Annotated in this window: 19 protein-coding genes and 4 pseudogenes; 17 read left to right on the top strand and 6 right to left on the bottom strand. The window is 31.4% G+C overall.

Translation table 11 applies throughout. The annotated features are described in order from the left end of the window. Positions 1-99: 99 nt before the first annotated feature. Positions 100-1,740 (bottom strand): putative manganese-dependent inorganic diphosphatase, encoded by a 1,641-nt coding sequence (locus RCG18_RS01290; RefSeq protein ID WP_308039635.1) that lies wholly within the window; start codon positions 1,738-1,740, stop codon positions 100-102. A gap of 295 nt (positions 1,741-2,035) precedes the next feature. Between RCG18_RS01290 and RCG18_RS01285 the strand changes: the two are divergent. Next, a pseudogene (locus RCG18_RS01285) lies at positions 2,036-4,577 on the top strand (calcium-translocating P-type ATPase, PMCA-type). A gap of 75 nt (positions 4,578-4,652) precedes the next feature. On the opposite strand, the gene RCG18_RS01280 reads toward RCG18_RS01285, so the two are convergent. Further along, on the bottom strand, positions 4,653-5,057 hold the full coding sequence (locus RCG18_RS01280; RefSeq protein ID WP_308039634.1) for a hypothetical protein: 405 nt from the start codon (positions 5,055-5,057) through the stop codon (positions 4,653-4,655). A gap of 248 nt (positions 5,058-5,305) precedes the next feature. Between RCG18_RS01280 and RCG18_RS01275 the strand changes: the two are divergent. Then, positions 5,306-7,620, top strand: a pseudogene (locus tag RCG18_RS01275) (AAA family ATPase). Between the two features lie 36 nt (positions 7,621-7,656). Here RCG18_RS01275 and ychF read toward each other — a convergent pair. The 4 genes and pseudogenes from ychF to RCG18_RS01255 all read right to left on the bottom strand — a co-directional run bounded on the left by ychF (position 7,657) and on the right by RCG18_RS01255 (position 12,079). Further along, positions 7,657-8,753 (bottom strand): annotated as a pseudogene (gene ychF / locus RCG18_RS01270) (redox-regulated ATPase YchF). Between the two features lie 243 nt (positions 8,754-8,996). Then, on the bottom strand, positions 8,997-9,434 hold the full coding sequence (locus RCG18_RS01265) for a DUF2892 domain-containing protein (RefSeq protein ID WP_308039633.1): 438 nt from the start codon (positions 9,432-9,434) through the stop codon (positions 8,997-8,999). 178 nt (positions 9,435-9,612) lie between these two features. Continuing rightward, complete coding sequence (locus tag RCG18_RS01260; protein ID WP_308039632.1) at positions 9,613-11,706, bottom strand: PocR ligand-binding domain-containing protein; 2,094 nt, start codon at positions 11,704-11,706, stop codon at positions 9,613-9,615. A gap of 226 nt (positions 11,707-11,932) precedes the next feature. Next, complete coding sequence (locus RCG18_RS01255; protein WP_308039631.1) at positions 11,933-12,079, bottom strand: hypothetical protein; 147 nt, start codon at positions 12,077-12,079, stop codon at positions 11,933-11,935. 375 nt (positions 12,080-12,454) lie between these two features. On the opposite strand from RCG18_RS01255, the gene mraZ reads away from it, so the two are divergent. The 15 genes and pseudogenes from mraZ (at position 12,455) to RCG18_RS01180 (ending at position 26,637) form a co-directional block, all read left to right on the top strand. Further along, a complete protein-coding gene (mraZ, locus tag RCG18_RS01250; protein ID WP_308039630.1) occupies positions 12,455-12,883 on the top strand; it encodes a division/cell wall cluster transcriptional repressor MraZ in 429 nt (142 codons plus the stop codon). A 38-nt stretch (positions 12,884-12,921) separates the two neighbouring features. After that, entirely contained in the window at positions 12,922-13,851 is a 930-nt protein-coding gene (rsmH, locus tag RCG18_RS01245) for a 16S rRNA (cytosine(1402)-N(4))-methyltransferase RsmH (protein WP_308039629.1), read from the top strand. 27 nt (positions 13,852-13,878) lie between these two features. Further along, positions 13,879-14,376 carry a septum formation initiator family protein gene (locus RCG18_RS01240; protein ID WP_308039628.1) on the top strand — a complete coding sequence of 166 codons (498 nt, stop codon included), beginning with the start codon at positions 13,879-13,881 and terminating at the stop codon, positions 14,374-14,376. Positions 14,377-14,525: 149 nt separating this feature from the next. Further along, positions 14,526-16,670, top strand: a complete 2,145-nt coding sequence (locus tag RCG18_RS01235) for a stage V sporulation protein D (protein WP_308039627.1) — start codon at positions 14,526-14,528, stop codon at positions 16,668-16,670. 342 nt (positions 16,671-17,012) lie between these two features. Further along, positions 17,013-18,457: pseudogene (locus tag RCG18_RS01230) on the top strand (UDP-N-acetylmuramoyl-L-alanyl-D-glutamate--2,6-diaminopimelate ligase). Positions 18,458-18,543: 86 nt separating this feature from the next. Beyond that, positions 18,544-19,938: a UDP-N-acetylmuramoyl-tripeptide--D-alanyl-D-alanine ligase gene (gene murF, locus RCG18_RS01225; RefSeq protein ID WP_308039626.1), complete on the top strand. Its 1,395-nt coding sequence runs from the start codon at positions 18,544-18,546 to the stop codon at positions 19,936-19,938. Positions 19,939-19,980: 42 nt separating this feature from the next. Continuing rightward, complete coding sequence (mraY, locus tag RCG18_RS01220; protein WP_308039625.1) at positions 19,981-20,946, top strand: phospho-N-acetylmuramoyl-pentapeptide-transferase; 966 nt, start codon at positions 19,981-19,983, stop codon at positions 20,944-20,946. Positions 20,947-21,013: 67 nt separating this feature from the next. Then, on the top strand, positions 21,014-22,129 hold the full coding sequence (spoVE, locus tag RCG18_RS01215; protein ID WP_308039624.1) for a stage V sporulation protein E: 1,116 nt from the start codon (positions 21,014-21,016) through the stop codon (positions 22,127-22,129). Between the two features lie 337 nt (positions 22,130-22,466). Beyond that, positions 22,467-23,237 (top strand): FtsQ-type POTRA domain-containing protein, encoded by a 771-nt coding sequence (locus tag RCG18_RS01210; protein ID WP_308039623.1) that lies wholly within the window; start codon positions 22,467-22,469, stop codon positions 23,235-23,237. A gap of 13 nt (positions 23,238-23,250) precedes the next feature. Next, a complete protein-coding gene (locus RCG18_RS01205; protein ID WP_308039622.1) occupies positions 23,251-23,964 on the top strand; it encodes a DUF881 domain-containing protein in 714 nt (237 codons plus the stop codon). Between the two features lie 11 nt (positions 23,965-23,975). After that, complete coding sequence (locus tag RCG18_RS01200; protein WP_308039621.1) at positions 23,976-24,317, top strand: small basic family protein; 342 nt, start codon at positions 23,976-23,978, stop codon at positions 24,315-24,317. A 10-nt stretch (positions 24,318-24,327) separates the two neighbouring features. Continuing rightward, positions 24,328-25,053 carry a DUF881 domain-containing protein gene (locus RCG18_RS01195; RefSeq protein ID WP_308039620.1) on the top strand — a complete coding sequence of 242 codons (726 nt, stop codon included), beginning with the start codon at positions 24,328-24,330 and terminating at the stop codon, positions 25,051-25,053. 159 nt (positions 25,054-25,212) lie between these two features. Then, the gene (locus RCG18_RS01190; RefSeq protein WP_308039619.1) at positions 25,213-25,878 is read left to right on the top strand and encodes a YggS family pyridoxal phosphate-dependent enzyme; all 666 of its coding nucleotides are present in this window, start codon (positions 25,213-25,215) and stop codon (positions 25,876-25,878) included. A gap of 15 nt (positions 25,879-25,893) precedes the next feature. Next, positions 25,894-26,358 (top strand): cell division protein SepF, encoded by a 465-nt coding sequence (locus RCG18_RS01185; RefSeq protein WP_308039618.1) that lies wholly within the window; start codon positions 25,894-25,896, stop codon positions 26,356-26,358. 15 nt (positions 26,359-26,373) lie between these two features. Next, positions 26,374-26,637, top strand: a complete 264-nt coding sequence (locus RCG18_RS01180; protein ID WP_308039617.1) for a YggT family protein — start codon at positions 26,374-26,376, stop codon at positions 26,635-26,637. Positions 26,638-26,639: the final 2 nt, after the last annotated feature.

The raw sequence follows: 26,639 nt of genomic DNA, 5'->3' as shown, positions 1-26,639 counted from the left end.
TGATCACAATTCTATCTGCAAAATAAAGAGATTAAACACTTACAATATATACTTGTAATTTGTATATATTGTAAGTGTTTTTTATATTGATGTTAAATCTTATTTTCTTGTTGACATTGCAGCTGTTAGTTGTGGAATAACCTGTTTCTTTCTTGACATAACTCCAGCTGCGTAAGCGCTATTATTTTCAAGAGTTACTCCATAGGCTCTCTCAACTGCATCTTTATAAGGGCCTACAGCAATTAATTCTGAGCCGCCTTCTAATATATCAGTTACTAAAAGCAATATTAGTCCAAAACCTTCAGACTCACATCTCTTTTCCATTAACTGAAGCATATCCTTTCTTACTACTTCAAATCCTTCAGTATCCATAGTTGAAATTTGGCCAACTCCAACTTTAATATCATTCATTGTAAATGGCTTAAAGTCCTGGTTAAGTATTTGCTCTGGAGTTTTTCCTTCTAATGATGAACCAGCTTTAAACATTTCCTTTGCAAATTTTTCAAGATCTATATCAGCTATACTTGCTAATCTTCTTAGTACAAGCTCATCTGTCTTAGTTGATGTAGGTGATTTTAATAATAGTGTATCTGAAATAATAGCTGCACATAAAAGACCAGCGATTTTCTTAGATGGTCTTATTCCATTTTCGAAGAATAAAGATGCAACTATTGTACAAGTACATCCTACAGGTTCATTTCTAAAGTATATAGGATTGCCTGTCTGAACAACTCCAATTTTATGGTGATCAATAATTTCTACGATTTCCGCATCTTCAAGACCATGAACGGATTGAGCCTTTTCATTATGATCTACAAGTATTACTTTTTTCTTATCCTTTGAGATTAAGTGGTATCTTGAAATACTTCCAACTATTTTATTTTCAGCATTTACTACTGGATAACTTCTATATCTAGTTTGGAGCATAACTTCTCTTACATCATCAATTAAATCATCAGTTTTAAAGGATACTAGGTTATCCTTAGTCATTACATAGCTAACTGGAATACTTTGAGTTATTAATCTAGATGCTGTAAAAGTGTCATAAGGGGTTACTATTACTGAACACTTAACTTCTTTCGCTTTTTCTAGTATTTCATCACTTGCACTATGATTACCAGTAATTATCATAAGAGATGCATGACCGTTAATAATAACTGTTTGAGCATCTTCTCTATTACCGCAAATTACAATGTCTCCTGCGTCTATAAATTCTTCAGCATTTTCAGGCTCCATAGCAGCAACTACTACTTTTCCAGTAAACTTTGGATTATCTTCTGCTGCATATATGCACTTAGCTGAAAGAGTATCTAGTATATTTTCAAGACTTGTGCCGCTTTTTTCAATTACATTAGTATCCCATATATCCATATAACAGGAAGTTATATTTGATTGAGAAGCTAAACCTACTAGTGTATCTTCATCATCAACTACAGGAAGAGTTTTTACATTATTTTTTCTTATCATTGACCAAGCGGATTTCAATGAAGTATCAGGAGAAATAGGAGTAACATTGTCAATATCTAAATCAGCTATCTGCGTCTTAACAGTTTCTATTAGCTTTGGTGCCTTAACACCAAAATAATCTAATGCAAACTGAGTTTCTCTGCTCACATCTCCTAATCTTATTGGAAGTGCATTTACTCCAATTTTGTTTTTAAACTCTGCATAAGATATAGCAGAACAAATAGAATCTGTATCAGGATTTCTATGTCCTGTTATGTATACAACATCATTCATTATTTTTTCCTCCTAAGTTATAGGGTTTCTAACTTCAAAATTAGCTTTAGAGTTAATTTCCCTATTAATTTCATATTTTTAACTCTTAGTTAGTAAAAGGTACTAACATAGAGTAATTATTATTAATTACATATATTATTATATACAATACTAATATTTTATCAAACACATTTTAAAAATTTTGCGAGGCATTTTTCTCATTTTATGACGTAAGGAATAAAATAATCATAATAACAATATATCATCTCATATACTTAAATAATGAAGGGCAAAATCTTTTTAAGGGGTGATAAATTTGATTAACGAAAGGGATTTACATGATGGACTAACACAAGCTGAAGCCGCGAGAAGGCTTAAAAAATATGGACCAAATAGATTGGAAAAGAAAAATAAGGTATCTCCCATTAAAATATTTTTCTCTCAATTTAATGACTTTATAGTCTGGGTTCTTATTGTTGCTACATTAATATCAGGCTTTATGGGAGAAAAAGCAGATGCAATCACAATACTAATAATCATAATAATGAATGCTATTTTAGGGTTCGTACAGGAGTATAAAACTGAAAAGTCCTTAGAGGCTCTTAAAGAACTAGCTGCTCCTACTGCAAAAGTAATAAGAAGTGGAGTATTAAGAGTAATAAATGCAGAGGAACTGGTTATGGGAGATCTATTAATACTGGAAAGCGGAGATAGAATTCCTGCAGACTGTATGCTAGTAGAAGAAAGTAACTTTATGGTTGATGAATCACTACTTACTGGTGAATCTGTTGGAGTTGAAAAGAGTTCAAGAACTAAAAATAGCTCAATTTATATGGGAACTATTGTGCTTACAGGAAAAGGTAAGGCAAGGGTAATACAAACTGGTATGAAGACAGAAATGGGTAAAATAGCAGGTATGCTTCAGAGCATAGAAAGTGATAGATCACCATTAAAAGAGAAGCTTGCACATCTTGGGAAAGTACTAGTTATACTTTGTATTGTTATATGTGTAATAGTAACTTTAACCGGTATATGGCGAGGTCAAGATAAGTATCAAATGTTTCTACTAGGAGTAAGTTTGGCTGTTGCTGCTATACCAGAAGGGCTTGCAGCTATAGTTACAGTTGCACTAGCTCTTGGAGTTTCCAGAATGCTTAAAAGGAATGCATTAGTTAGAAAACTTCCTGCTGTTGAGACTTTAGGTTGTACTTCTATAATATGTAGTGATAAAACTGGAACGCTTACAGAAAATAAGATGACAGTTAAAGCTATGTATTTTAATGGCAAAATTTATTATGTGGACAAGGAGTCGATTCCGGAAAATTTATCATTAAAGAAAGCTTTTACATATTGCAACGATTGTAATTTTGATCACAGTGGAGACAATATTGCAAAAAGCCTCTTTGGTGATCCAACAGAAACTGCCTTAATAAAAGCCTTCTTCAAAGAAAATAAAGAATTAAAAGGTTTTTTGGATAAAGCAAGAAGGGTCTACGATATTCCCTTTGATTCAGATAGAAAGATGATGTCTGTAATAATGAATGAAGGCTCAAAGGAAATATGTTATGTCAAAGGAGCTCCAGAAAGAATAATAAATAGATGCAAATATATACTAGACAAAGGGGAAGTAAGGTTACTTACATCTGATTATAGAGATAAGATATTAAAGGCAGTGGAAACTATGTCCTTCGATGCATTAAGATGTATAGCTGGAGCTTATAAAGATACTGGTATCGTTAAAGGAAAGGGATTAGAAGATAATCTAATATTTATAGGTGTAGCGGGTATTATAGATCCACCGAGAAAAGAGGTTAAGGATGCAGTTTTAAAGTGTAAAATGGCAGGTATAAGAGCAGTTATGATAACTGGAGACCATAAGAATACCAGCTTTTGCTATAGGGAAAGAGCTGAACATATGCAAAAATCAATCAGAAGTTATAACCGGAGAGGAACTGGATAAGTTAAACGATAAACAGCTGAATTCAAAGGTTGATGCAATTTCTATTTTTGCAAGAGTAAGTCCACATCATAAATTAAGAATTGTAAAGGCTTTTAAGTCTAAAAATAAGATTGTTGCCATGACTGGGGATGGTGTAAATGATGCACCGGCAGTTAAAGAGGCGGATATAGGTATATCAATGGGCATATCTGGTACTGATGTGACTAAAGAAGCTTCATCTATGATACTTTTAGATGACAATTTTGCAACTATTGTTTCTGCTGTAGAAGAAGGAAGAATAATTTATGATAATATAAGAAAGTTTATAAGATATCTTCTTTCCTGTAATTTAGGAGAGGTTTTAACTATGTTTTTGGCATCTCTCTTTTATTTAGATACACCACTGCTTCCTATACAAATATTATTGGTTAATCTTGCAACAGATGGGCTTCCAGCTATAGCATTAGGAGTGGACCCTCCTGATAGTGATATAATGAGTGGAAAGCCAAGACCTAAAAATGAAAGTATATTTGCAAGAGGATTAAGTGAAAAAATAATTGTTAGAGGATCGCTTATTGGAGCATGCACAGTACTTGCCTTTATTGCAGGTAGGTACTACGGTTATGATTTAACTACATGCAGAACATTAGCTCTTTCTACATTAATAATGTCTCAGTTAATACACGTATTTGAGTGTAGATCTGAAAGACATTCAATATTTGAGATAAAGATATTTACAAATCCTTATCTTGTAGGAGCGGTAGCTATTTCTATAACAATGCTTTTATGTGTACTTTATGTTCCATTTATGCAAGCAGTATTCCATACTGCAGGACTTAACTTAGGACAATGGGGCATAGTAATATTTTTCTCAGGTATAATTGCATTAATTAACAGTTTGTATTTGTATTTTAAATAATATGTTGTGGGAATAAAATAACTTTTTACCTATTATCCTTAAAATAAAAATAGAATTGCATATGCAATTCTATTTTTATTTTATCCTTTGAACTTTTTGAACTCTTTGCATTTTGCCTTCCATTGGAACAAGATCCTTTTTTGTAGTCATGTTTCTAATATTTATAAGTTCAATTTGCTCACTGTTTTGCTTTCCTTTTTTACCTTTAAGGCCTTGAGCTAATACTAAATTGCCTTGAGTTACAGGTATAAATTCAGGTTTTTTAAACCATCTATTTCTTGTATAAGTACATTTAACTATATTTTTACTTCTATCAGGTCTAACTAAAAGAACAACACTTAATTTATGAAATATCCATAATATAGTTTTCTCAGCAACTTTTACAGATACTACAGTACCCTGAACCTGAGTTAGTCTATCTCCATATTTTTTTAAATAAGCTTTTGAATAGTATTGAGCAATTTTTTCTTTGAAACTCATGTCTTTAACTCCTTTACGATATATATATTTTATTGAAATGCTGAGTAATCAGCAGTAATCCCAAGTAGAATTTTATGTATATTATAACATAGTATTGTGCTTTTTAAAATATAATAGATTATTTTTATTATAGTTTTCCCTTCTGTAAGGTTTAGATGTAAAAAAGTATAAATGTTTTTTCAATTTTTTGTGCCTAAATATTATTTTTAAGAATATTATTATAGTAAGCGCTGAAAGGGGGATAGTATATGAAGAAAGAATTGACACCACAGGAGGTTATATACGACTTCAATTTTGATAATATCCATGTAAGAGAAGAGATCAATAATATACCTGAATATGACGAAGTGTATAAGAAAATAAAAACAGCTTTAGAAATAGATAAGGAAGGATACAACGTTTATCTTATAGATGACTTTTCAAAAGATAAGTTAGATTCTATAATGGAATTCATTAGACAAAATTTAGAAAATAGAGGTAAACCTCAAGATATATGCTATGTTGTAAAAGATGATGAAAAATATCCAAGAACTTTATTTCTACCTGGTGGTACAGGGAAAAAACTTAAGGAAATTCTTGAAAGTGTTCAAAAAAGCTATGCGGAAATTACCTATGAGTTTTATAATGGCTCCGTAAATAAGGAAAAAGAAGAAATAGTGGAAAATCTTCAACAAAAAGAAGCGATTTAATAAATAAACTTGTTAAAATGGCAGAGGAAGATGGTTTTACAGTAAGGCCTACTCAGAATGGATTTTCTTTTATTCCTCTAAAGGATGAAGGAGAATTAATGAATGAAAAGGAATACGATTCTTTAGAGATTAAAGAAAAAGAAAGTATATTAAGCAAGGTAAGCACTTTGAAAAGCAATGCTCAAGAAATAATTGAAGAGTTAAGAGAAATGGAGTTAAATGAAATTGAAAAAATAAAAAGTATTATAGAGGAATATTATAATAAAGAGGCAAAAGACATTAGAAAAGAATATCTAGATGAGTTTGCTGAGGATATAGATGTTATAGAATTTTTAAATGATGTTTGTGACAATATAGAAAAGGGAATCAAAGATATATATTCTATAAGTTATGATGATGATGAAGATGAGATAAATGAAATAATTTACAAGTATGTAGTAAATGTTATAGTTGATAATAGTGACAATAAAATTCCGCCAGTGATTTTTGAAGAAGATCCTAGTATTAACAATCTCCTTGGAAGTATAGAATATGAGAATAAAAATGGAACCTATATTACAGATATAAGTTTAATTAAAGGAGGATCATTTTTAAAAGCAAATGGAGGTTGTTTGTTATTAAGGATAAGTAGTCTTTTAACTAATCCAGCAGCATATTATTATTTTAAAAAATCTCTTATGAGTGGAAAGGTAGATCTTGATTATAATAGAGGATACCTTGAACTCTTATCTCTTAGTGGTCTTAAGCCAGATCCTGTAAAATTTAATGAGAAAATAATACTTATAGGGGACTATGAAACCTATGACTTGCTTTATTCTTATGATGAAGACTTTAAAAAGATTTTTAAAATAAGAGCAGAATATAAATCTGTACTAAATATAGATAATGAAACTAAACAGGCCTTTTTAGGAAAGGTAAATACTATATGCAAGAGTAATAAGTTAAATCCACTTTCAGCTGGAGCTATGAAAGAGTTAGCAAAATTTTCATCTAGAAAAGCGGAAAATAGAAATAAGCTATTTATAGATGATCATGAGCTGGGAAGAATTATAATGTTATCTAACAGTAAGGTAAAGAATGATAACAGAACTCAAATTGAAGGCAGTGACATCAAAGATATAGTTTATAATGAAGAACTTATAGAAAAGGAGATTGGTGAAAGTTACAAAGAAAACAAGATATTTATAAATGTTAAAGATAAGCTGGTGGGACAGATAAACGGCCTCTCTGTAATAGATACTGGATATTTCAGCTTTGGTAAACCAATAAGAATAACCTGTTTATGTTATAAAGGAGATAGCAGCATAATAGATGTTCAAAAAGAAAGTGATTTAAGTGGAAAAATTCACAATAAAGCCATAAACACATTAAAAGGTTATATGAATACATTAATTGGTGGATATGAAAAATTGCCTGTAGATTTTCATTTAAGTTTTGAGCAACTATATGGAAAAATAGATGGAGATAGTGCTTCCGTAGCTGAAGTTATATCAATGATTTCAGCTTTAAGCAAGATAGGAATAAGGCAAAATATAGCAGTTACTGGATCAATAAATCAATTTGGAGAAGTTCAACCAATTGGTGGAGTAAATGAAAAAATAGAAGGATTCTATAAGATATGCAAATTAGTAGATAAGGTAGAAGGCAAGGGCGTGCTGATTCCTAAATCTAATATAGATAGTCTTGTGCTAGATGGAGAAGTGGAAGATGAGATTAGAAAGGGAAACTTTCACATATATTCAATGTCCAGTATAAAAGATGCTTTAGAAATACTGATGGGTGAAGAAGCTCTTGGATATAAAGAGATAATGAATGATGTAGAGAAGGAAGTTAAGAAGTACAGGGTGAAGAGAACAACTAAGAAGACGGAATAACAAATATAGGGTTCCTAATTTAGGAACCCTATAAAACTAAACATTAAATCTAAAGTGAACTATATCTCCATCCTGCATAACGTATTCTTTTCCTTCAAGTCTATAATAGCCTTTTTCCTTTGCTGCAGCCTCTGAACCTACTTCTATTAATTTATCATATGAAATAATTTCTGCTCTTATAAAGCCTTTTTCTATATCAGTATGAATTTTTCCTGCAGCTTGAGGTGCTTTAGTTCCTTGCTTTATAGTCCAAGCTCTTACTTCCTGAACACCAGCAGTTAAGAAACTCATAAGACCTAGAAGTTTATAGCTTGCATGTATTAATTTATCAAGTCCAGCTTCATCTAAGCCGTACTCGCCAAGCATTTCAGTTTTTTCTTCACCTTCAAGGACAGAAAGTTCCTCTTCAATTTTGGCTGAAATGATAATTACTTCTGAGCCTTCAGTTTCAGCATATTCTTTAACTTTTTTTACATATTCGTTTTCTAAGTTTCCTGAAACTAAATCATCTTCAGAGATATTTGATACATACAGTACAGGTTTAGTTGTAAGTAAAAAATATCCTTTAGCAAGATCTGCTTCATCATCAGTCAATTCTAATGTTCTTACAGGTTTACCTGCTTCTAAATGATTTTTAATCTTTAGCATTAACTCATGATCAGCTTTTGCTTCTTTATTTCCACTTTTAGCTAGCTTAACAACTTTTTCTATTCTTTTATCTATCGTTTCTAAATCTGAAAAAATAAGCTCAAGGTTTATAGTTTCGATATCACGGATAGGATCTACAGAACCATCCACATGAACAACATTAGGGTCATTAAAGCATCTTACCACATGAACTATAGATTCAACTTCTCTTATATGTGATAAGAACTTGTTTCCAAGACCTTCACCTTTACTTGCACCTCTAACTAGTCCAGCTATATCATAGAACTCAATAGCTGTATATATTTTCTTTTTGTATTATATATTTTTTCGAGTACATCTAATCGTTTATCAGGTACGCTAACTACTCCAACATTTGGTTCAATTGTACAGAATGGATAGTTTGCAGATTCAGCTCCTGCTTGAGTTATAGCATTAAATAAAGTACTTTTCCCTACGTTTGGTAGTCCTACAATTCCAAGTTTCATTTGTGTACATTCCTTTCTTAAATTATATTAAATTTTAAGTTTCAAATCTATGAGCTAAAAGTTTACACTTTTCCATGATTCTTACACTAAAATATAAAGATTTATAAATTACCTATTAAATTATACTCTACAAGCCTGGCCATTTCAAGAATAAGAAAGGAATATCTGCAATTCGTAATATAAATTTTGCTAAGCAAAATTTATATAGTTTAGAGTTGACAATTGATAGTTGACAGTGTAAGTTTAATTATTATCAGTCTGGCTACTCCATTTTTGATAATCGCCTCTTAAGTATTTCAAATAAAACTTTTCTTCGTCTATTTCACTTGAGGTTCTTATGCCTAGGTTTCTTATTATTGGAAGAGGAGGACACCAACCTTTTATTGCATGTTGCAATAAAAAGCCACCTATAGCGCCTGTGAAAAATGGCCAATATTTCTTATTGCTGGTAATACTTAAAATTGATCCAAGGACAATTAGTATGGACGCATTAGTCTCTAGAAATCTTTCTATATCCCATTCATTATTTAATTCCTTAATGCGATTAGATATTTCTACATCGCTTCTTCCTCTATAATAGTTTATATTATTTAAAGTTTCTTCCTTAATTTTTTGATTCGCCTTATCAGAAGTATGACATTGAACTCTATTAGCGGTGGATAAGAATAAACACTTTTTCATACAGTAAACATCTCCTATATATCCTTTTAAATTTACTAAATGAAACTCCTTCTCCTTTCGTCGAATGAGTAAGCGATCATCTCAAAATCATAGATTTTGGATGCCTGCTTATATATAGTTTGCTTCTAATCTATATATTTATCCGATAATTTACTGCAATTAAATTCATTTCCTAGAGTTAGTTGAAATATATATCCGAAAACTCTATATGTATATTTTCGACTTTAGAGTGCTCATTAGTATATAGTTTTTTGATTTTATTACAGTTATCTTCAAAATTTAAATTGTCAGGAAGTTCAATTATAAATTCAGTTCCTTGTCCATATTCACTAATAACTTTAATAGATCCTTTATGCAGCTCTACAAGGTGTTTTACAAGAGATAATCCTATTCCACTACCCTCGTGATCCCGTGTAAAAGATTTATTTACTTGTTTAAACCTTTCAAATATAATTTCTAACTTGTTTTTTTCTATACCTATTCCTGTGTCTTTTATAGAAATAATAGCACTAGACCCTTTGTCTTGTAAGGTTACCAATATAAATCCTCCAGGATTAGTAAACTTAGTAGCATTTGAAAGAAGATTTAAAACAATTCTTTCAATTTTATCATAATCACAACATATGATTTTTTCCTCAATATCTGTATCAAATATTAAATTTATGTTTTTGCTCTCTATGTATTCAGCAACTGACACTGTTATGTCCTCTACTAGACTTACTATATTGCATCGATTCATATTTAGTTCTAGATACCCGGCATCAATCTTTGTAATATCTATTAGGTTATTTACTAATCTCAATAATCTGTAGCAATTTTGCTGCATGCCTCTCGTGTATTTTTTACATATACAGCTGTTAATATTATCTGAAACTCCAACATTCCAGTGGTCTATTAATTGAAGAGAGCTAAATATTATATTTAGAGGCGTTCTTAATTCATGAGAAATATTTGCAAAAAACTCTGTTAATCTTTTTTCAGTGTTTTTTCTTTCAGTTATATCTAATCCTGAACATATGAAATTTTTTATTAATCCGTCTCCATTTGTTAATGCTTTGCTATTCCAAAGTATAGTATGCATGGAACCATCTTTAAAAGTTAGAGTACTTTCTAATTGAGGTAAATTATCTTTTGCATCTATTGCTGACATAAAGTTTAAAATATTTTTTCCAGTTTCACCAGGACAAAGAGTATCCATCCAAGCATGGCCTAATACCTCTTTTTCAGAATATCCCCAAAGCTCTTGTGCATATTTGCTAAATTGTGTTAACTCTCCACTAGAATTAAATATACATAATATTACATTTGCATAGTCCATAATTGCTTTAGAAAAAACTTGTTCACTTTTTAAGCTGGCTTCAGCAGATTTTTGATTAGATAAATCTGTTAGAGATCCAGCTACTCTTATAGGAACGTTGTCATGCCAGGTAGCAGCACCTCTAACTAGTACCCATTTATCATATCCCCATTTGGTTCTAATTCGCACCTCTTTAATAAAATGGTCAGATTTATTGTCTAAGTGATTATAATATTCAGTCCAAAAAGAGTCTATATCATCAATATGAATAATTTTATCTAAATGATTAATTAATGATTTAAGTTCATCGTTACTATAACCTAAAATTTCTATAAATCTTTGTGAAAAATAGACAGTATTATCTAAAAAATTTATATCCCAAATACCATCATTAGAGCCATGAAGAGCTAACCTATATCTTCGTTCAGATATTTCTAACTTTTTTTGTGCTTGCAATAATTTTAATTGACTTAAACCCATTTTTCCAATCATTTCAGATAAATCTTTTAAAAACTGAAGAATTTTTATGTACTCTTTTTTCTTTACAACAGGAACTTTTCTTAGTGCCTTCAAATATTCTTTTTCATTGAAGCCAAATTCTTCAGCCTGTTTTTTAAAGTATTCTATATCGGGCTCTTCAAAGAGAAGTTGTCCAGCGTATATAATAGCAATGAATTTACCTTCTATTATTATTGGAGTGCCCATTTCTATAAGTCCATTTTTGCATTTATAGCTTATAATTTTTTCCTCTCTTGCAAAAGGCTGAAAGGCACACTTATCACTTTCAGTACAACGAATATTTGACTTAGGATTTACTCTATGAAACTTTGTACAAATATCTCTCCAAGCTGTAGCTGTTAATATATCACCATTTGCAGATACAATTCCTGTCGCAATACCAGTTGCAGTATAAAAGCCATCTAGCAATTTTTGAAGTTGAGGTATGCTTATAAGATCAGATAACTGATAGTCCATTATGATCCCCCATTTAGTAAATTTAAGATACTTAATGTATAAAGGTTCTACATATTACCTAAAATTCCTCCTCATTGGTAATTGATATTTGACCTTAAAGAACCTAATAACCTTTGATAAGCATATAACTTTAGCCGAACCGGATCATCAATCATCACTGATAGGTGGATGGTGAAAAGACATTTAGACTTTTCACCATCCTAAGGAAATAATATTTTCCCAAACATTATTTCCTTCCAAGATACATACCTATGCATATACCTTTCATAAAGCTATATCCTATAATTGCTGCAATACACATTTTTTCACTTTTATTAAGACAGCGCATATGGTGATGCTTAAACATATGTTTCATTAGAGTATTACCCATCATAACTAAATCATCCTTTCCTTATTTTAAAAACTCCTATAGATTATTATTCTAAAAGTAGGTGTTTTTTATTAAAAAATATTAAGGCTTAAGTGGGGTAATATGGAAGAGATTAAAAAGGCAATATTATTTTATTTCAGATGCCTTATGTCGAATTGAGGCTAATATGAAATAGATATGTAAATAATTAAAAAATATATCATAAAGTGCTGAAAAGCTAGAGTCGATAAAGATAGAAAGAACAATTTTAATAGGCTTAAAAAATGTATTAAAAAAAGATTATTAAAAAGAGGAATTTTTATGTTAATATAGAATATGTACACTTAGTGGTTAAAAGTGGAGTAAAGTGGAGGGAAATAACAAAATTGGGGTGCAAAGATGTTTATAGGTGAATACGAGCATGCCTTAGATAGTAAAAATAGAATAATTGTACCTTCAAAGTTTAGAGAAGAGCTTGGAAACAAATTCATACTCACAAAAGGATTGGATGGTTGCTTATATGCATACCCTTTAAGTGAGTGGGAAATACTAGAACAAAAATTAAAAAATCTCCCATTAACAAGTAAAAATGCTCGAGCTTTTGTTAGATTCTTCTTTTCAGGAGCTAATGAGATTGATATGGACAAGCAAGGAAGAAGCCTAATTCCACAGAATCTTTTGGAATATGCAGAAGTAAAAAAGGAAATAGTAAGTATTGGAGTATCCAATAGAGTAGAGATATGGAGCAAGGAGAAATGGGAAGAATATAATAATTCAAATATAGACTTTGATGAAATCGCAGAACAGATGAGTGAGCTTGGAATTTAGAGATATAACGGAATTTATAGTAGTGGAGGAAATAATTTATGGAATTTAAACATGTATCAGTATTATTAGAAGAAACAATAGAAGCACTCAATATAAAAGAAGATGGTATATATGTAGACTGTACATTAGGTGGCGGTGGACATTCATTTGAAATTCTTAAAAGATTATCTTCAAAAGGAAGACTTATAGGAATAGATCAAGATACTTGTGCGCTAGAAGCGGCACAAGAAAGATTAAAAGAATTTGATAATGTAACTTATGTTCATAGCAACTTTTATAATGTAGATGAAGTTTTGAAAAATTTAGAAATAGAAAAAATTGATGGTATTATGATGGATTTAGGGGTTTCATCCTACCAATTAGATGAAGGTGAGCGAGGCTTCAGTTATATGAAGGATGCACCTTTAGATATGAGAATGAATAGAGATGATACACTTTCTGCTTATGATGTAGTCAATAGTTATAGTGAACAGGATATATCTAGAATAATAAAAGAATATGGTGAAGATAAGTTTGCTAAGAGAATAGCAAACTTTATTGTACAAAGAAGAGAAAAAGAAAGTATAAAAACCACAGGAGAGCTTGTAGAAATAATAAGAAAAGCTATTCCAGCTAAATTTCAAAAGGAAGGGCACCCGGCCAAAAGAACCTTCCAGGCTATAAGAATTGAGGTTAATAGAGAACTCCAAATATTAAACAAAGCTGTAGAAGATAGTGTAAAACATTTAAATAAAGAAGGAAGAATAGCAATTATAACATTCCATTCACTAGAGGACAGAATAATAAAAAATAAATTCAAGCAATTAGAAAACCCATGTACATGTCCAGCCGATTTTCCAATTTGCGTATGTGGGAAAAAACCTTATGTAAAAATTATAACTAAAAAACCTATTGAACCTTCGGAAGAAGAGATGAATACAAATTCAAGAAGCAAAAGTGCTAAGCTCAGGGTATCGGAAAGAATATAGTTCTAAATTTTAGGTGAGGTGAATAAAGTGATAGTGGTAAATGAAGAGAGCTTCATACAAGGTAATACTGCTCTACAGCCTGAATACAGACCTTATAGGGATAACGAAAGCTATAATGAAGAAAAGAGAAAGGAAAGGTTAAAGAAAAAAAGAAAAGCTAAAAAAAGACTCAATAATAAGGTGAAAGTAATAAGAAACATTGTTTTAACATTTATAGTTGGGTTAGTACTTGTAGGAAGATATTGTGCTATTTATAATATGCAGATGGAATTAAATTCAACAAAACATAATATAAATGAAATTAATAGAGAAAATGAAAATTTAAAGGTTGAACTCGTTAAATACAATAATTTACAGTACATTGAGGATATAGCAATTAATAAACTTCAAATGTTACCACCGGATAAAGGGACGGCAGTTTATACAAATTTAGACAAAGAAAATATTAAAATAACAGAAAAGAAAGCTCAGGATAAAGTAGAGAAACAGAACATTTGGAATAAGCTTACAAAATTACTTTTTTAGATGAAGATTTATCAGTTTTACCACTGAAAAATTAAGAAAGACAGCAGAAAAAAACTATTTTTCGTTTGATTTGTTTTTATAGTAATTTTAACGGGGGTAAACAGGTTGTCAAAAAGGAATACAGAGATAAAGTTATTATACGAAAAAGAATGGTAGTTATTTTCAGCTTTCTTTTCTTAGCCTTCCTCTTGATGTTTGGTAGGATGTTTTACATAATGGTATATCAGTCTCATAAATTGAAATCCCTAGCAATAGATCAATGGACAAGCGAGGTAAAAATTGATGCTAAAAGAGGAAGGATACTTGATCGTAATGGCCGTGAACTAGCAGTAAGTGCTAACGTTTATAGAGTAGATTTGGATATGAACACCTTAAGAGACACTATGAAAGAGAAAAAGTTGTCCCAAGATGAGATAGCAGAAAAGCTTAGTGGGGCTTTAGCCATGGACAAGGGTGAGGTTTCAAAAGTATTAGGTAAAACACTTCCAGGAGGACTTCCTCTTGGCTCAGCCACATTAAAAAGAAGAATTGAAAAAGAAGAAGCTGATAAGGTCAGAAATTTGAACTTAAGAGGGGTATTGATATCAGCTGATACCAAGAGATATTACCCTAATAATAATTTTTTAGCTCATGTGCTTGGGCATACTAATTCAGACGGAAATGGGCTAACCGGTGTTGAGCTTAATTATAACAAAGAGCTATCTGGAACTCCAGGAGTTAGAATTGCAGAGACCGATAGAAAGAGTAAGGAACTTCCATACACAATTTCTGAATATACTAAGCCTATAGATGGTAAAGATGTAGTTTTAACAATAGATGATATGATTCAACACTTTGTAGAAAAAGCTGCAGACCAAGCACTGAAGGATAATCAGGCAAAGGCTGTCTCTATAGTTGTTATGGATCCTAAAAATGGAGAAGTACTTGCTATGGTTAACAAACCAGATTATAACCCAAATGACCCTTGGATTAAGGGTATGTCCTACGATGAACTTCAAAAGAGCTGGAGAAACAGAGCGGTAAGTGATACTTTTGAACCTGGATCAATTTTTAAGGTAATAACAGCAACGGCAGCTTTAGAAGAAAATGCTGTTAGTGAAAGTGATAAGTATACCTGCGGCGGAAGTTTTACTGTGGGGAAAAAAATAATACACTGTTGGAAAACTTCTGGACATGGAGAACAAAGTTTTGTTGAAATACTTAAAAACTCCTGTAACGTTGGTTTTGCCGCAGTTGGTAAAAAAGTAGGTAAAGAAAATCTATATAAATATATTAAAAAGTTTGGTTTTGGAGAAAAGACAGGTATAGATTTACCAGGAGAAGCAAAAGGAATTATCAAAAAGCCTGAGAACATAAGTGAGATTGATTTAGCTACTATATCTTTTGGACAGACTAATACGGTTTCACCTATTCAGTTTATTACTGCCTTTAACGCCATAGCTAATGGTGGAACTTTGATAAAACCTCACATTATGAAAGAAATATCTCGTTACGACGATGAAAAAGATAATAAAGTTATCGATAAGCAGTTTGATATTTCAGGAGATAATAGTAAACAAATAATAGATGCTAACAAAGCTTCACAGCTTAGAGGGTATTTAGAAAAAGTTGTTTCAGAAGGTGGCGGTAAAAAAGCCTTTATAGAAGGGTATCATATAGGTGGAAAAACTGGAACAGCTCAAAAAGCAGGTCAAGGAGGGTACCAACCAGGAAAATATATATCTTCATTTATAGGCATGGCACCTGCAAACGACCCTAAAATAACAGTCTTAGTGTCAATAGATGAACCGGATCCATCTAATTACTATGCTGGTCAAATAACAGCACCAGTAGCACAGCAGGTATTTAATGATATATTTAATTATCTAGCTATGAAGAGTGATGCAGATAGCCAGGATATTGCTAGAAGCATGCTAAAGGATGTAGTTATACCAGATGTAAGGGGCATGAAGAAGGCTGATGCTGAAAAGGCCCTTAAAGAACAGCATTTAAATAGTGAATCTGATTCTAATGGAGAATATATTGTAGATATGAATCCTAAACCAGGATATACAGTAAAGGAAGGTAGCAAAATTATTCTTTACACAGGCAGCACACCAAACTATAATAAAGTAGTAACAGTTCCAGATGTTCAAGGTTTAAGTAGGGATAGAGCTGTTGCTGTATTTAATAGCGTAGGACTTAAAGCAGACTTTGAGGGAGATGGAATGATATCGGAACAAAGTATAGAACCAGGAAAAGAAGTTGAAAAAGGAACGGTTATAATTCTCCATACTGATATATTAGGAGACTAAAAGTAAATTACAAAGTAACTTTAGGCATGCAATACGGAATAAATATGTGTTGCATGCCAATATTCTGTATAAACTACAGTACATATGTGAAGAATTATATGGAAAACAGCTTTAAAGTTAATTTATCCGATGACTTACCCGCTCTAATACTCCCATCTTCTCAAAGTGGGAGTAAAGAGCGGCTATGTCCCTGGATAACGACTTCTAAGCTTCAGATGGAGTCAAAACGCCACCTGAAGCCAAGAATTCTGTTTATGCTATAATTTAAGTTAGTAATTTTTATAGAAGAAGAGAGCAAATAAATAATTATCAATTGTCAACTTAAAATAAGGGGTGTATACTATGAATTTAAAACAGATTCTAAGTGGAATAGACTATAAGATAATAAAAGGCAGTGATGATTTAGAAATAAGAGAAATACAATATGATTCAAGGGAAGTTAAGGTTGGAGATTTGTTTGTATGTATTGAAGGGTATAGCACTGATGGCCATAAGTACATAAATAGTGCTTACAGCAAAGGAGCACAAGCAATTATATGCAGCAAGAATGTAGAAAGTATACCAGATTGTACTGTAATAATGGTTGAGGACAGCAGAAAAGTACTAGCTTTGGCAGCAGCTAATTATTATGATAATCCTGCAGATAAGTTGAAGGTTATAGGAATAACTGGAACTAACGGAAAAACTACATCCACATTTATGATAAAGTCTATATTGGAAGTTGCAGGACACAAAGTAGGCCTTATAGGTACAATAGCAAATTACATAGGAAATAAAAAAATACCTTCTCATAGAACCACACCTGAGTCTCTAGAGCTTCAAAAGTTATTTAAGGATATGGTAGATGATGGAGTAAATTACTGTGTTATGGAAGTATCATCACACTCACTATACCTTGATAGAGTTTATGGAATTAAGTTTGCCCAGGCAATATTCACTAATTTAACTCAGGATCACCTAGATTTTCATAAAACCTTTGAAAACTATTATGATGCTAAGCTTATTTTATTTAAGAATACTAAAAATTCAATTATAAATATAGATGACCAATATGGAGAAAGAGTATATAGAGATTCTAGTGGAAATAAAGTTACTTATTCCATAGATATGCCTTCAGATATTTCAGCTAAAAACATACATATGCATTCTAGAGGTGTGGACTTTGATGTAACATACAAAAATGAAATAGCGCATATAAATTTAAATATACCAGGTAAATATAATGTAATGAATGCCCTTGGATGTATAGGAGCATGTTTAGGCGAAGGAATATCAATAGACATTGCAAAAAAGGCTTGGAGAATACGCTTGTACCAGGGAGATGTGAAATAGTTACTCAAAATTATAATTTAGGCTATGAAGTTATAGTAGACTATGCTCATACCCCTGATGCATTAGAAAATATACTAAAAACTGCAAAAGAATTCACAAAAGGAAAACTTATAAGTGTATTTGGTTGTGGAGGAGATAGGGACAACACTAAGAGACCAATTATGGGTAAAATAGGTACAGAGCTAAGTGATTTAGCAGTTATTACTTCTGACAACCCTAGAACAGAAGATCCTATGTCTATAATAAAGGAGATAGAAGCCGGTATTCAAAAAGATAACTATATTGTAGTAGAAAATAGAAGAGATGCTATTAAAAAAGCTATGGAATTAGCAAAAAAAGATGATGTAATTGTAGTAGCTGGAAAAGGACATGAAGACTATCAAGTACTAAAGGATAAAACTATACATTTTGATGAAAGAGAAGTTATTGCAGAAATAATAAAAGAACTCCATTAACACAGGGGGACAAGGCAGAAAATTGCCTTACACCCCTGTATAAGGTTCAAATCTTGAAAGCCCAAGAAGAAAGGAGTTGTTCATAGTTGGAATATATGAGCTTTGATGAAATAGTAAGTGCAGTACAAGGAGATGTAGTGTTAAAAGGAGAGTATTCTGGTTTTAATGCTGTTAACACAGATACTAGAAAGATAGAAAAAGGAAATATATTTGTTGCATTAAAGGGTGAAAATTTTAATGGTAATGAATATATTAAAACTGCTAGTGAAAAAGGTGCATCTATTTGCATAGTAGATGAAATTAGATATAAAGATGAAGAAATTAAAAATTATACTACGGTTATAAAGGTACTAAGTACAGGAAAAGCTCTATTGGATCTAGCAGAAGCTTATAGAGCAAAACTGAATTTGAAGGTAGTTGGTATAACTGGCTCAGCTGGTAAGACCTCAACTAAAGACTTGGTGGCAGCAGCTTTAAGTGGTAAGTATAAAGTTTTTAAAACAGCAGGAAACTTCAATAATCAAGTAGGACTTCCACTTATGATATTTAAATTAGACAACAGTTACGATATTGCAGTTTTAGAAATGGGAATGAATAATTTAAAGGAAATACATACAATGGCAAAGGCTGCAAGACCAGATGTGGCTTTAATAACTAATGTAGGAACTGCTCATATAGGGAAACTAGGAAGCAGAGAAAATATTTTGAAGGCAAAACTTGAAATTACAGACTTTTTTAACTCAAAAAATATTTTAATAATAAATGGGGATAATGATATGCTTTCCTCAGTTGAAAATAGTAATTACCAAGTAATTAAAACTGGAATAGACAGTGATGCTGATTTTAAAGCTAATAATATAGAGCTCGGAGAGGACTACGTAGAATTTGAAATTATAGAAGGTAAAGGCGGCACTAGAGAAAAGTTTCGCATAGATATGCCAGGTAAGCATACCATTTCAAATGCACTACTTGCTATAGGCTGTAGTAAAATTATGAATATGGATTATGAAAATATAAGACAAGGATTAAAAAACTTACAGACTACATCTATGAGAATGGACATTATTAAAGGTGAAAAATTCTCTATAATCAATGATTGTTATAATGCTAACCCGGATTCTATGAAAGTTGCTATTGATGTGCTTAAAAATTCTAATGCAAAAAGAAAGGTAGCAATACTCGGAGAAATGGGAGAGTTAGGAGAAGAGGCTTTTAAGTCACATAAAGATGTAGGAGAGTACGCAGGAAAAAATAATGTAGACCTACTTATAACAATTGGCGAGTACAACAAGGCTTATAAAGAAGGCTTTAGTGAAGCACAAGATAGTAGGCAGCAATATAGGGCTTTTGAAAACTATGATGATGCAGTAGATTTTCTTACAAAAGATTATTTACAAGAAGGAGATACAGTATTAGTAAAAGCCTCAAGAGCAGCAAAATTTGAATTAATAGTAGAAAAACTAAAGAGGAGCATCAGCTAATAGGAGGTGAAGACGCTCTAGAATTTAGAGCGGAATTTTAATATGAATAAGCTAATTTATTCTGTACTAGTTGCATTTTTTATATCAATACTAGAAGGACCTATTTTAATACCATTATTACGTAAATTTAAATTTGGTCAAAGTATTAGAGATGAAGGACCTAAAAGTCATCAAAAAAAATCAGGAACCCCTACAATGGGAGGAATAATATTTATACTTTCTTCATTTATAGCTATGTCACTTATAATAAGAAAATTTGATGATGAAGCTATGATTGCACTTTATGCTTTTGTTGCTTTTGGAGTAATAGGCGCGTTAGATGATGGATTAAAAATTATACGCAAGAAGAACCTAGGATTAAGAGCTTATCAAAAGATGATTTTGCTTCTAGTTGTTTCAGGAAGCTTTGCATACTATGCGGCACACAATCCCTATATAGGAACATCAATAATTGTTCCATTTGCTCATAAAACCTGGAACTTAGGTGCATTTTATATACCATTTATAGTAATCTACTTTGCAGGTACAACAAATGCTGTAAATTTAACAGATGGACTTGATGGACTAGCAACCTCAGTTACTTTACTAGTTATGACCTTCTTTGCGCTAGTTAGCTTGGCTATGGGGCACTATACATTAGCAATATTTTGTGCAGTAGTTGCAGGAGCCTTATTAGGATTCTTAAGGTATAATGCTTTTCCAGCTCAAGTATTTATGGGAGATACGGGGTCACTAGCATTAGGTGGAGCAATTGCTGCAGTTGCTATGATATTAAAACTTCCATTATTGGTTATAATAGTAGGTGGAATATATGTAATGGAGACTTTATCTGTAATACTTCAGGTTATTTCCTTTAAGCTTACAGGAAAGAGAATATTTAAAATGAGTCCGATACATCATCATTTTGAGTTATCTGGATGGCATGAAACTAAGGTAGTTTCAGTATTTTGCATAGTTACTGTTATACTTTGCCTAGTAGCATTTTTATCACTAACTGTAAATTTATAAACAGAAAGATTGACAGTTGTCAATCTTGCTATTGATTGATATAAGTAATCAGGTAGGAGGATTTAAAATGAACAAACCCAATATCAAAATGGGGCCTATAGACTTTGTATTATTTTCAACTATAATGCTTTTAGTAGCTATTGGAGTAATTATGGTTTATAGTGCTAGTTCATATAGTGCATTTTTCAGCTCTGCAACAAATCATGATAGTATGTATTTCTTAAAAAAACAAGGAATAAGCGCTATAATAGGAATTGTAGCGATGTTTTTTACAATTAAAACTGATTATCATAAGATAAAGAAACATACAAAAATAATTATGATAGTTACAATAATACTCTTGGCAGCTGTATTTGCCTTCCCTGCAACAAATGGTGCTAGAAGATGGATAAGACTTGGAGGACCATTCTCACTGCAACCTTCAGAAATAGCAAAATATATAGTAGTTTTATATATGGCTAAAAGTATAGAACGTAAAGGTGAAAGAATTAAAAGCTTAACTCATGGAGTTATACCATACCTTATGGTTTCAGGATTTTATGCTGGCATGGTACTTGCAGAAAAAAACTTAAGTATAGCTGCAGTAATAATGATAGTTACACTTATAGTTCTATATGTTTCAGGAGCTAAAACTTCTCATATGATTGGACTTGTAGGCATAGTAGCACTGGCTGGGGTAGCAGGCATAGTTTTTGAACCGTACAGAATGGCTAGATTTACAAGCTTTTTAGATCCCTGGCGAGATCCTAAAGGAGATGGATATCAGCTTATACAATCACTGCTTGCTTTAGGGTCAGGTGGAATTTGGGGCATGGGCTTAGGAAGATCAAGACAAAAATGTTACTACATACCGGAACCGCATAATGACTTTATATTCTCTATAATAGGAGAAGAATTAGGTCTTATAGGATGTACTTTAATTGTAATATTATTTGTTGTCCTCATATGGAGAGGGATAGTTACCGCTGTAAAGGCTAAGGACACTTATGGAACTTTACTAGCCACAGGAATTACAGCTGTTATAGCAGTGCAGGCAATTATAAATATTGCTGTTGTTACAGGATCAATGCCAGTTACAGGCGTTCCACTTCCCTTTATAAGTTATGGAGGGTCTGCCCTGATATTCAATATGGTAGCAGTAGGTGTACTCTTAAATATTTCACGGCAAAAAGAATATAATTAAGGCATCTGAAAGAAAATAACAAGTCAAAGATGCGACGAATATTTTGTGTCAGACAAGGAGACAGAATCCTTAGATAGCAGACCCTATCTAAGGATTCTGTTGACGCAAAATAGGCTAGTGTACTGACTAATTATTTTTTTGAAGATGCCAAATATTACAATTATAGCATTGCGTTTCGCAATGCTATAATTTATGTAAAATTTTATAGAAAAAGTATATAAAATTAACACATAATTTAATGAAATTCACATTATAAAATGTTATTATATATATAGCTTGTTTAATTTTTATTAAAATATTTACGAATCTATCTATGAAGCAAGAAAGGTTGATATAAATGAGTCAGGCTTTAAGTAAAGCAGATAACGAATTAATACTTAAAAGACGAAAGAAGAAAAAAATAAAGAAATTATTCATGTTATTTATTATGTTATTGTCAGTGTGTGTTACTCTTTGTTTAAAGCTTCCTTATTTTAATATAATGAACATTCAAGTTAATGGCAATAAAAATATTTCTATTAACGATGTCATTACACTTTCAAATATAAAAGCAGGAAATAACATTTTCTATATTAATTTAAAAGAGGGGGAAAATAATATTTTAAGTAATCCATATATATCCAATGCAACTATAACTAGAAAGTTCCCATCTACTCTTATTATAAGTGTAAAAGAAAGAGAAGCTGTATTTTATAATACTAAGGACAACCAGTATTTCATTATAGATAAAGCTGGAGTTGTTTTACAAAAGAGAGATAATATTAAAGGAATGAAACTTATTAAACTTGATGGAATTGATTTTTCAAAATGTGAAGTTGGAAAGCCTATACAAGATAGTGATAAGAGAAAAGTCGATGCAGTTGTTAATTTAGGCGATATTGTTTCCAATAGCAAAGTTTCTCAGGGCATAGCGCTTATTGATGTAAGTAGTTCAATAGACATTAAAGTTTACTATGGTGATATTTGCATAAAGTTTGGAAATGCTGAAGATATAGATAAAAAGTTCAATAAGGCTTTAAATATCTTAGATAGAAAAGAATTAAAAGGGGCTAAGGGATACATTGATGTAAGTTTTAATGGAAATCCTGTGTTTTTTATTCAAAAGTAGGAGGATGTAATAGATGCGAAAGGTTAGATCACAGATTAGTGTGGCAGTTGTTTGCAGCATATTGGGTTTTATGCTTGCATATCAATTTAAAATTCTTATGAAACAAGATAAAACTTTCAATTTTACAAATAAAAACAGCACTGATGTTACTGTGGAGATAGAACAGTATAAAAAACAAAAGCAGGAGCTTGATCAAAAGGTAAACGAGCTTCAAAATCAAATTAAAAACTATGAAAGTGCAGCAGCAGGCAAAAGTGATACTACTAAAAATCTCTTAAATGAATTAGATAATACAAGAACTCTTATGGGTTTAACAGATGTTAGTGGACCAGGAATAACTATTTACCTTACACCGGACACTAAGCTTTTTGGTAATACAGAGGATCATATAACAGATAAACATTTGGTCTATATTGTAAATGAATTAAGATTTGCAGGTGCAGAAGCTATATCTATCAATGATGTTAGAGTAGTTTCCAAAACTGGTATAAGAAATGCAGGCAATTATATATTAATTAATGATGAGAAAATTTCTCCTTCAAGCAGAATAGTAATAAAGGCTATAGGAGATAAAAACTTATTGTATAGTTCTATGGGCTTTCCAGAGACTTTTGCAGATTTTAAGACAATATGTGATGTAAAGTTTGAAAAAACTGACGATATTTCTATTAAGAAATATAATAAGACTTATAAATTTGAGTATGCTAAACCAGTTAAAGAACAATAGGGGGGAGAAATATGATAGGATTTATTGGACTTGTAATAGGTATTATTGTAGGTATTGCATGTAATGTTAATATTCCAGATAAATTTTCACCATATATGTCAGTGGCAATATTGGCTTGTCTAGATTCAGTTTTTGGAGCTATTAAAGGAAGTCTTTCACAAAAGTTTCAACCAGATATATTTATATCAGGTTTCTTTGGAAATGCAGTTCTGGCAGCAGGACTTGCTTATTTAGGTGATAAACTTGGAGTTCCTATATATTTAGCAGCAGTAATAGTTTTCGGTGGAAGAATATTCGACAACTTTGCTACCATAAGAAGATTGTTAATTGAAAAGGCTAGAGCCCGTCAATGAGGTGAATTAGATGAAAAATCATGAAGCTGATATATTTGTGTTCATAGCTTCTATAATTATAGGCATACTAATATCCATGAATATTAGCTTTTCAAGAGGGTCGGATAGAGTATTTTTAAGTGCAAAGCAATATCAAGATGCATACAATTATAGAAATAAGCTTTATAGTGATATAGCTGGACTTATGGAACAATATGATAATTATTATGCAAAACTACTAAAGTATAATAGTAATGAGGAAAATCAAACTCATATTAGTGAAAGCATAAATGAAGAGCTAAATCAGAATAACATTGTATTAGGAAAGGTCCCATTATACGGACAGGGAATAGTAATAAACTTGAATGATGCAAGTACAGAAAACATAAACAACTCCTATGGGTATGAGCGTGAACTCAGACTTGTTCATAATACAGATATAATACAGGTAATAAATGATTTAAAGAATGCAGGAGCAGAAGCTATTTCTATAAATGGTCAGAGAATAATGGATAGGACGGAGATTTATTGCAGCGGACCTTTTATAAGAGCTAATGGAGTAAAAATAGCAGTACCATTTACTATTAATGCTATTGGAAATAAGGAAGTTTTGTATAATTATATGTTATCTAACGAAAACTACTTAAAAACGCTGATGATTAGAAAAATTAGGGTTGATGTTGAACAAACTGATGATGTTAAGGTACCTGCCTATAATGTAGAAGATAAAAATGAGTTTATGAAAGTAAAGCAATAACGATGAATTTACATTTTACTCTAATATTTTACTTTAATTTGTTTAAATTTAATTAAAATTTTTATTAATTTTTGCAGGAATTTTAAGATTTATGAAGAATAAATATCCTTATAAGGTAAAGTACACAATTCAATTTGGCATTAAAAGGAGACGGTAGAGTTGTCAATTGAAGAAAATATAATTAAAATAAGAGAAACTATTCCAGAAGGTGTCACTTTAATAGCGGTTTCTAAAACAAAACCCGTGGAAGACCTTCAAATGGTATATGACATGGGGGTAAGGGACTTTGGTGAAAATAAAGTTCAAGAGCTTACTGATAAATTTGAAAAGTTGCCGCAGGATATAAGATGGCATTTAATAGGTCATCTACAGAGAAACAAGGTTAAGTATATTGTAGGAAAGGTATATCTTATTCATTCTCTAGACAGTATTAGACTTCTTGATGAGATTGAAAAACATTATGCAGCCAGTAAAATGACTGCAGAAGTATTGATTCAAGTAAATATTGGCAGGGAGGAAAATAAGACAGGAGCCGGTGTAGAGGACTTGGAAGAATTGATTAATGCTTGTGAAAACTGTAATCACGTAAAAGTAAGAGGAATTATGTCCATAATTCCTCAAGGTGATGAAGATAGCTGCAGAGGTTATTTTTATCAAGTCAAAAAGATATTTGATGAATTAAAAAGCAGAAACTTTAAAAACATTAATATGGAATTTTTATCTATGGGTATGACTGGAGATTATAAAATTGCAATTGAAGAAGGCTCAAATATGGTAAGAGTAGGTGAAGGCATATTTGGGAAAAGAAACTATAATAATAAGTAAGTAGGAGGTAATAAAATGGCTGGAAAAGTTATAACTAAAATGATGGGATTTTTGGGATTAGAAGATGATTTAGAGGAAGAAATAGAACTATCAGAGGAAAGAGAAGAGAAAAAAGCAGTTAATGGTATATCAGAAATTGAACCTGTTATATCAAACTCAAAAAGACAGAATAAGATTGTAAGCATACATAACAATATCGCCGCTAAAGTTAAAATAGTTAAACCAACTACATATGAAGAAGCTGCTGATATATGTGATGAGTTAAAAAATAGAAAAATTGTAGTTATAAATACAACTGGTTTAGAAGCAAGAATAGCTCAAAGGCTTTTAGATTTCATGGGAGGAGCTAGTTATGCTCTAGGTGGAGATTTAGAGGAAATTGAAAGAAACGTATTTATATTGTCACCAGCTACAGTAGAAGTGAGCAATGATTTAAAAAATGAATTATCCAGTAAAGGACTTTTTAATTGGAATAAGTAATAATTGGAGGCTAAAATGTTAGATACTTTAAGAGTTGCCCTTTCTTTACTATTTAGACTTCTTGAGGGAGCTATATTAATTGATGTAATTCTTTCTTGGGTTATGCCAGGGAGAAGAGGCGGTTTTATAGACTTGCTTCATGTTTTTACAGATCCTTTTATGATTCCGGGAAGAAAAATTCAAGAGAAGCTTATACCAGGATTAATGATTGATTTTTCGCCTATAATTGCTTTATTAATATTAGATATTTTACAGAGAATAGTATTTAGTATATTATAGAG

The organism is Clostridium sp. OS1-26, from assembly GCF_030915445.1.
In the GTDB taxonomy this organism is placed as follows: Bacteria; Bacillota; Clostridia; order Clostridiales; family Clostridiaceae; genus Clostridium_AM.
Note: the sequence above shows the minus strand (reverse complement) of the source record. Positions and strands in the feature narration are given on the sequence as shown.

What these genes read in the sequence shown, in the direction of transcription:
- RCG18_RS01290 (WP_308039635.1), bottom strand. Translation starts at nt 1,740, where the DNA reads ATGAATGATGTTGTATACATAACAGGACATAGAAATCCTGATACAGAT.
- RCG18_RS01280 (WP_308039634.1), bottom strand. Translation starts at nt 5,057, where the DNA reads ATGAGTTTCAAAGAAAAAATTGCTCAATACTATTCAAAAGCTTATTTA.
- RCG18_RS01265 (WP_308039633.1), bottom strand. Translation starts at nt 9,434, where the DNA reads ATGAAAAAGTGTTTATTCTTATCCACCGCTAATAGAGTTCAATGTCAT.
- RCG18_RS01260 (WP_308039632.1), bottom strand. Translation starts at nt 11,706, where the DNA reads ATGGACTATCAGTTATCTGATCTTATAAGCATACCTCAACTTCAAAAA.
- RCG18_RS01255 (WP_308039631.1), bottom strand. Translation starts at nt 12,079, where the DNA reads ATGATGGGTAATACTCTAATGAAACATATGTTTAAGCATCACCATATG.
- mraZ (WP_308039630.1), top strand. Translation starts at nt 12,455, where the DNA reads ATGTTTATAGGTGAATACGAGCATGCCTTAGATAGTAAAAATAGAATA.
- rsmH (WP_308039629.1), top strand. Translation starts at nt 12,922, where the DNA reads ATGGAATTTAAACATGTATCAGTATTATTAGAAGAAACAATAGAAGCA.
- RCG18_RS01235 (WP_308039627.1), top strand. Translation starts at nt 14,526, where the DNA reads ATGGTAGTTATTTTCAGCTTTCTTTTCTTAGCCTTCCTCTTGATGTTT.
- mraY (WP_308039625.1), top strand. Translation starts at nt 19,981, where the DNA reads ATGAATAAGCTAATTTATTCTGTACTAGTTGCATTTTTTATATCAATA.
- spoVE (WP_308039624.1), top strand. Translation starts at nt 21,014, where the DNA reads ATGAACAAACCCAATATCAAAATGGGGCCTATAGACTTTGTATTATTT.
- RCG18_RS01210 (WP_308039623.1), top strand. Translation starts at nt 22,467, where the DNA reads ATGAGTCAGGCTTTAAGTAAAGCAGATAACGAATTAATACTTAAAAGA.
- RCG18_RS01205 (WP_308039622.1), top strand. Translation starts at nt 23,251, where the DNA reads ATGCGAAAGGTTAGATCACAGATTAGTGTGGCAGTTGTTTGCAGCATA.
- RCG18_RS01200 (WP_308039621.1), top strand. Translation starts at nt 23,976, where the DNA reads ATGATAGGATTTATTGGACTTGTAATAGGTATTATTGTAGGTATTGCA.
- RCG18_RS01195 (WP_308039620.1), top strand. Translation starts at nt 24,328, where the DNA reads ATGAAAAATCATGAAGCTGATATATTTGTGTTCATAGCTTCTATAATT.
- RCG18_RS01185 (WP_308039618.1), top strand. Translation starts at nt 25,894, where the DNA reads ATGGCTGGAAAAGTTATAACTAAAATGATGGGATTTTTGGGATTAGAA.
- RCG18_RS01180 (WP_308039617.1), top strand. Translation starts at nt 26,374, where the DNA reads ATGTTAGATACTTTAAGAGTTGCCCTTTCTTTACTATTTAGACTTCTT.